The organism is Streptomyces sp. D2-8 (assembly GCF_023184515.1).
Taxonomy (GTDB): Bacteria; Actinomycetota; Actinomycetes; order Streptomycetales; family Streptomycetaceae; genus Streptomyces.
Genome location: NZ_JAAHBP010000050.1, coordinates 1 through 6862, shown reverse-complemented (window position 1 = coordinate 6862; position 6862 = coordinate 1). Strand labels below are relative to the sequence as shown.

Annotated in this window: 4 protein-coding genes and 1 pseudogene; 2 read left to right on the top strand and 3 right to left on the bottom strand. The window is 71.5% G+C overall.

Features of this window, described 5'->3' with window-relative positions:
- From G3I77_RS40290 to G3I77_RS41035, 3 genes and pseudogenes are all read right to left on the bottom strand, one after another.
- Positions 1-329, bottom strand: a 329-nt coding sequence (locus tag G3I77_RS40290) for an IS6 family transposase (protein ID WP_248512406.1), incomplete at its 3' end; no start/stop codon positions are given.
- A gap of 347 nt (positions 330-676) precedes the next feature.
- Positions 677-877: pseudogene (locus tag G3I77_RS41040) on the bottom strand (hypothetical protein); the annotation flags it as partial.
- Between the two features lie 250 nt (positions 878-1127).
- Positions 1128-5111, bottom strand: coding sequence for a CHAT domain-containing protein (locus G3I77_RS41035; protein ID WP_248512404.1), 3984 nt, complete (start codon positions 5109-5111; stop codon positions 1128-1130).
- An 83-nt stretch (positions 5112-5194) separates the two neighbouring features.
- Between G3I77_RS41035 and G3I77_RS40280 the strand changes: the two genes are divergently transcribed.
- Together G3I77_RS40280 and G3I77_RS40275 are read left to right on the top strand one after the other, a co-directional pair.
- Positions 5195-5593: a hypothetical protein gene (locus G3I77_RS40280; RefSeq protein ID WP_248512402.1), complete on the top strand. Its 399-nt coding sequence runs from the start codon at positions 5195-5197 to the stop codon at positions 5591-5593.
- Between the two features lies 1 nt (position 5594).
- Positions 5595-6548 carry a hypothetical protein gene (locus G3I77_RS40275; RefSeq protein WP_248512400.1) on the top strand — a complete coding sequence of 318 codons (954 nt, stop codon included), beginning with the start codon at positions 5595-5597 and terminating at the stop codon, positions 6546-6548.
- The last annotated feature ends 314 nt before the right edge of the window (positions 6549-6862 follow it).

Genomic DNA, 6862 nt, shown 5'->3' with positions numbered 1-6862 from the left:
TTCTGCACGAGGATGTCCAGGACGTTGCCGTCCTGGTCGACGGCCCGCCACAGGTACTTCGGTTCTCCATTGATCTTGATGAAGACCTCGTCCAGGTGCCATTTGTCACCCGGCCGGGGCTGCCGCCGGCGCAGCGAATCGGCGTACCGCTGCCCGAACTTGGCGCACCAGCGGCGCACCGTCTCGTACGAGACGACGATCCCGCGCTCAAGCATCAGCTCCTCGACCTCGCGGAACGACAGCGGGAAGCGGAAGTACAGCCACACGCAGTGCGAGATCACCTCGACCGGGTACCGGTGCCCCTTGTATGACGGCGACACGGCCTCCACGGACAGCCCCCTCCAGCACGATCAACCAGAAGATCATCCCACCAGCTAACCAACGTGACAGCGCCCGCTGGAGTACTTGGACTCCTGGGCCGGCTGGAATGTTCCTCTGGCGCTTCTGGTCGGTGCTGTGGTCGGAAGTGTCGTGGGCTTCCTGTTCCCTTCCTTGCTGAGTCCCCGCAAGAGGAACGCAACGGTCCCCCCGCTCCGCCACCACCAGCGCCACCGCGGCCACCAGAAGGCAAGTAGGGCCCGCGACTCCTTGTTCGCCATGCCCTACAGACCCTGGTGTTGACGGCGCGAGGCACCGTCAGCACCAGGGCCCCTCGCTGGGAGATCAGGTCCGAGCCGACCTCGGGGCGCGCGACGACCACCGCGTCGACGGACGCGGTGGTGTAGAGCGCGACGTCGACGGCCCCGGCCCGGCTCGTGCCGAAACGGACCTCGATCGACTGCGGTGAGAGCACCCACCCGAGCCGGACCATGTGGTCGAAGTCGGCACGGCGAGCCCGGAGCCGGGCGGCGGACTGCTCAGGTCCGAGCGGGCTGTCGAGGGAGGCCTTCCAGACCCCTCAACCTCGATACAGGGAAGGTGGCGCATCGTCGCGCAGATGACCGCCGACAGCGGCCGCACCTACAGCGACACCACCCTTGATCCGCGGAGCATCCCCGCGTCGGCGGGGAGGACGTGCGGTTGAGCAGAACCCACGTCGTCGGCTTCGGAGCACCCCCGCATCGGCGGGGAGGACCTCGACGTGAAGACGCACGGCTACCTCGAGGTCGGAGCCCACCGGGGGTGGGTCAGGCGCCCGCGTGCAGGTACCCGGCCCAGAGCGACGGGGTGCCGGGGAACTCGTCGCGCAGCGCCAGGACCGACGTCCGGAGCGCGGCCGCGGAACGGGCGCAGTGCAGGCCCTCGGCGTCCGACAAGGACGCGTAGAAGGCCTTCGCCACCGTCGCCGAGATCACGTCGTCCACCTCCCACAGCGTGCCCACCACGTGCCGGAAACCGGCCAGTTGGAACGCGCTGGTCAGGTGGATGGCCTCGTCCAGGAGATCCGGCGCGGCGGTGTACGTCGTTCGGCAGGCCGACAGATAGGCCAGCTCGGCTCGCTCCAACGCCACGGAGGCGACCCCGGCGACGTTCAGCGCCTTCGTCTCGTGGTCCCACAGCAGCAGTCGGCTGCGCGAGGGATCGACGGTATCGGTGACCGCATGACACGCCAGGTGGATCACCCGGGTGTCGATGAGCCCGGCCAGGACCGCCGCCCGCGTGGCCGTACCGGTGACGACCTTCGGGTCCGGCAGCACCGCCGCCACAGCGGTCGCCTCCTCCGAGGCCCCGGACAGCGGAGGGGCACCCGGGGTGGCCGGCATGGCGACGATCAGTGAGCGCCCCGGCCCGCCACCGGCCGGCCGCGGGCGCCGGGCGTGCCGCAGGGCACGGATCGTGGGGGTGTACGAGGACACGACCCGGTCCAGGACAGTACGGTCACCGCCGCCGGCGGACTCGGCGTGGTGCCCGGCGGCGTGCAGCGGCAGCGAGCCCAGCAGGCCGCCGGGGGACCACCACACACGGGGCGGCTCATCGCCGCGCCCGGAACCCGGGCCCAATCCCAACGCCAGCAGGACCGGCTCCGCGGCCACGTCCCAGAGCCACCCCAGGATGCCGCTCAGGGTCCGCTGTGCCTCCCGTTGGGCACGCCAGTCGGTCTCCGGGTCCGCGACGACGGCGAGCGTGTGATGGAAGAGATCGGCCTGTGAGGTCAGCTCCGCGTGCGTGAGGCGGGGCAGCGGCAGGTGCCGCACACCGCCGCTGGTGACCAGGAGGGCGTCGCAGCGTGTCTCGTCGCAGTTGAACACCACGATCGGTCCCGCTTCCGCCGTGGCAAGGAGCGCCTCGAGCTCCGGCGGCCGGGCGAACGAGGCGAAGCCCTCCAGGCCGCGGATCTCCTCGATCGCGGCCGTGAGTTCGGTGGCGGCCCGGGGGCGGTCCAGGGTCCCGTCGTCCTCGCTGTCTAGGAGGTTGCGCAGGTGTACGAAGCGGTCGGCGAGCCCGGGATGGCTCCGCCGCAGGTCCGAGATGTCACCGCGGGTGTCCAGCATCTGGCTGAGGAGGACCGTGCGCCCCTGTTCCAGGAGCAGGAGAGCGCTGCGCGCGGCGTACGGCAGGAGGGGCAGGTACGGCGCGTCCGGGCGCTGCTGCTCACCCGCGTCGAGGGCCGCGGCCGCGGTGAATGTGACCAGGGTCGAGTATTCCTTCACCGCGTGTTGCTGATCGGCCCACGCGATCCGGCGCGGGGCGGCGAGGGGGATCAGTTCGACGGCGTACTCCAGGAGCTCGAGAGCGGCCAGCACATCCACGGGATAGAGCGTGAACGCGGCCGCCCGTGCCGAGCGGATGCGATGGGACGCCGCGAGGGTCTCACTGCCGGCCGCCTTCTGGAGATCGGCGACGGCCTCCACGATGCCGAAGGGGATCACTGTCCTGCCGGTGAGCTCGCTGAACGCCCGGAACATCGCGTGCGGTTCGCTCGCCTCGGTCTGTTCCTTGTGGGCGATTCCCAGGTTGTGGTGGAACGTCCCGAGGGCGGCGTGGTCGTGCGGTGCGAGGTCGACGACGCGCCGGCACAGGGCGACGAGGTCGTCTACATCGACCCGTTCGGGATTTCGACGCCGCTCCTCCAGGAGCGCGCCCGTCAGAGAGGTGAGCGTCAGCAGCGCGACTGGATCGTTCGCCGGTACCGCGTCGGCGGCCCGCCGTGCGTACACGAGGGCCTCGTCCAGATCGGCCGGTCCGCCGCTGTGGCCGTAACGGCGCAGGAGCGCGCTGCTGAGCCCCGACAGCACGATCGGCGCCTCGGACTCGTCCGGTTCGCACGACTCCACCGCGCGCCGCAGCAGGTCCACGGCCTCGTCCAGCTGTGTGGAGTCAAGGGTGCGGTCGAAGAGTTCCTTGAGCGCGAACCCGAGCCCGTGCAGCTCCCGGGTCCTGATGGCAGCGGCAGTGGCGTGCAGCCGCTGCAGCGTCCGCACGGCGTCGTTCAGGTCGTCGAGGCTGCCGGTGCGGGCGCCTCGTTCGGCCAGGGCCGTGCCGAGGTGGTACAGGGCGTCCACCCCGACGGGGCCGTGGAGCTGGTCCTCACCCACGGCCCGCACGGCCTCGCGGTCGCGGTCGACCGCCTCGTCCAACGCGACCAGGTCCCCGGTGTGCTGGTAGAGGTAGACCAGCGACATGCCGAGCTGCACCAGCACACCGGGGCGTGCGGGATGGACGTCCGGGGCCGCCCCGAGCGCCTCCCGGCAGGCGGCGACCGCCTCCCGGAGTGCGTCGAGCCCCTGACCCGCGCGGTACCGGGCACGGTGCACCTGGGCGCCCAGACAGCCGAACACCAGCACGCCATCGACCGAGGACACCTCGCGGACGGCCGCCGAACACAGAAGCTCAGCCGCCTCGTCGAGGTCCTCGGGTCGGCGCGCGAGGACGTACCGGAACCACAGGGCCCGGGGGAGCGCCCGGGTCAGGACGGCCCGGAGGTGGGGCGACGCCTGGTGGCCGTCCCGGTCGGCCAGTCCGGCACGGATCACCGTGACGGCCCGCTCCACGTCGTCGGCGGTCGGCTGCCGCTCGATGCGCTCCAGGAGGGCGATGGACAGCTTGCGGAGAAGGTCCCAGCGGAGGGTGGTGTCGTCGTCCGGGATGAGGGCCAGCGCCTGCTCGTGGGCGTCGACCACGACGTCCAGATCGTCCGGCCGTTGATCGTGCTGGTACCGCAGCCAGTAGGCGTTGGCCCGCCTCATCGTCACGTACGCACGTTCGTGCACCGTGTATGTGTCTGGCACCTCGCGCTGAAGCGCCGTCCACTGCCGGATCGCCTCGTCCAGGTCCGCCCTGTCGGCGCCCGTCGTGAAGCGCTTCTCCAGGCCTTCCGCGACCGCCTCCCGCGCGTACGAGCGCAACTCGGGGAAGGCCAGGACCGCGCGGCCCGCCGCCAGAACGTCGTCCCACCGGTGTTCCTCCCGCGCACGAAGGACCCGGTCGCGCAGCAACGAGGCGAGCATCCCCATGAGACCGTCCCGGTCAGCGGTGGTGAGGGGCTCCCGCAGCGAGAGGACGCACGCCTCGAACGCGGTGCGCAGGTCGTTAGCGGACCCGGTGAGCCCGTGGCGACGGGCCAGGGCGATGGCTAGGTTGCCCTGGATGCCCGGCCCGCTCGGGTGGCCGGCCGGCGTGACCCGCGCGGCCCGGCTCAGGAGGCCGATGGCCTGTAACAAAGCATTGACGTCGCCCAGGACGTTGTACCGCGTGTACAGCACCGTTCCCAAGCCGCCAAGATGGACGCCGTACTGGTCGTTGTCCGGGTCGGCGTGCTCCAGCAGAAACCAGCACCATGCGGCGAGCTCGGACAGGTTCTCCTCGACGTCGCCCTCGCCGGTGAGGGCCTGGGCGAGCCGGGTGTCCACGTGCGTGCTGTGCGCGTCCGCGATCTCCGTCCTGAGACCGTCGGGGATGAGGAACATCCGGTCGGGGAAGAAGTGCGGAGCCAGCATGCGCACCGCGTCGTCGAGATCGGACGGCGCGCCGTGCCGTTCGTACCGGTGCCAGTACAGATGGCCGAGGACGGCCGTGGCCTGCTCGTCCGTGGGATCGTCGGCGACCAGCCGCGCCAGGTCGCCTGTCAGGGCGGGGTCCGGGTCGGGGGAGGTCCCCGCCCACAGCGTCTGCAAAGCCCGCACGGCCCGCGCCACCAGCTCGTCACGTGATTCCCGGCCCGGTTCGCCCACCACAGTCTCCCCCCAACGGGCCTTCACCGCCGCCCCGTTCATGCATGATGCCCTGAAAGCACCAGTTCGCGGAGGGAGTCGGGATGACGGAGGAAGAATCGACCGCAAGGGTCAGGCGAGGCCTGTCGTACGTCTGCGAACACCTCGACGTGCTGCGCGAACACCTGGCCGAACTGGGCCGGACCGAGGAACTCGACCGGTTGAAGCGAGCCGTCGTCGACGGGAACGAAAACCCTGCGACGCCGCTCGACGCCATCGACCGGATCGTTCGCGCGGACGGCGACGCGCGCGGCGCCTACGGGGCGAGCGCCCGCACGGTCCCCGAGCCCGGGCCCGTCGGCGTGGGGCCCGCCGCCGAAGCCGATGTCGCCTTCCTCTGCCCCCTGGGAGCCTGCGCACGCGTGGAGTGGGCGGAGCCCACGATGCGGGAGGCCCCGCGCTGCCGCATGGGCGGGGTTCCGCTGCGCTGGGTCAAGGGCTGAAATGGGCGGCCTGCTGACGGAGCTGGGCAAACGCCTGGCGGAGCGGTGGATGTCCCTGCTGGTGCTCCCGGGCGCGCTGTTCCTGGCCGCCGCCTTCGCCGCCCGGACGCTCGGCCACGCCCACGCCGTCGACCTGGACCTCCTAGTCGGCGAGGCACAGGCGTGGCGCCCGGCGCCCGGTGCGGGAGCCGGAGCACGGCTCGCAGTGCTCCTGCTGGTCGTGGCGCTGCTGGCCGCCGCCGTGGGCCTCGTGGCCCAGACGCTCGGCTCACTCGTGGAGCGCCTGTGGTTCGCGGCCGACTGGGGTTCCTGGCCCCGGCCGCTGCGTGCCCTCGCGCGGTGGCAGGTGGCCAGGCGCCGGCAGCGGCGCGCCGGTGCCGTGGCCGCGTACGAGCGGGAGCGGCAGCGTTCCAGTGAGCTGCTGGCCTCCGGCACGCCCGGCGGCGGGACAGAGCTGGGGCCGGCCCGGCTCGCCGTGGCCCGCGTCTCGCCCGAGGAGCCCCATCGGCCCACCTGGTCCGGTGACCGGATGCACGCGGTCACCCTGCGCCTCGCCCGCGACTTGGACCTGGACCTGGCCACAGTGTGGCCCGCCTTGTGGCAGCTCCTCCCGGACGCCTCGCGCCAGCAGATCGAAACGGCCCGCGAAGCCCTCGACCGGGCCACCACCCTGGTGGCCTGGGCGGTCCTGTACGCGGTCCTCGCGGTCTGGTGGTGGCCCGCACTGCCGCTGGCCGTCGCCACGTACGTCACCGCCCGGCTCCGTATTCGCAGCGGTGTGGACGCCTACGCGGCCCTCATCGAGGCGTCGGTCCACGTGTACGTCGCCGAACTGGCCGAGCGCCTGCACGTGCCCGCCCAGGGGGTCGTCGGCAGGCGCACGGGCTGGGAGGTCACCTGCCTGCTGCAGGGCAAGCGTCACCTCATCGACCTGACGGCCCATGAGCCCCAGTAGTCGGCGTCGGCCAGGCGGCGGGGAGACGGTGGACCGTCCTGCCCGTAAGAGGTGTCCTCCGGACGACTGGATTGCTGACTACCGGCAGCGTTTGCAGCAGGTGATGGATTGCTGGATTCCGATGCTGTCAGCGTAGGGAGACAAGCCGTCGCCAGCAGAGGAGTGCGCATCCCAGGGTGAGGAAGGCCTAGCTTGATCTTTAACCTGTGCGGCGAGGTCGTGGGGTAGTTGACTTCTTCGTTCGCTGCTTCGCCGCCGGTGTTTTGCGGGGTGTGTGCACGTCGTGGCGGGGTGTGGGCCGGGTGTTCTTTCTG

What these genes read in the sequence shown, in the direction of transcription:
- G3I77_RS40280 (WP_248512402.1), top strand. Translation starts at nt 5,195, where the DNA reads ATGACGGAGGAAGAATCGACCGCAAGGGTCAGGCGAGGCCTGTCGTAC.
- G3I77_RS40275 (WP_248512400.1), top strand. Translation starts at nt 5,595, where the DNA reads ATGGGCGGCCTGCTGACGGAGCTGGGCAAACGCCTGGCGGAGCGGTGG.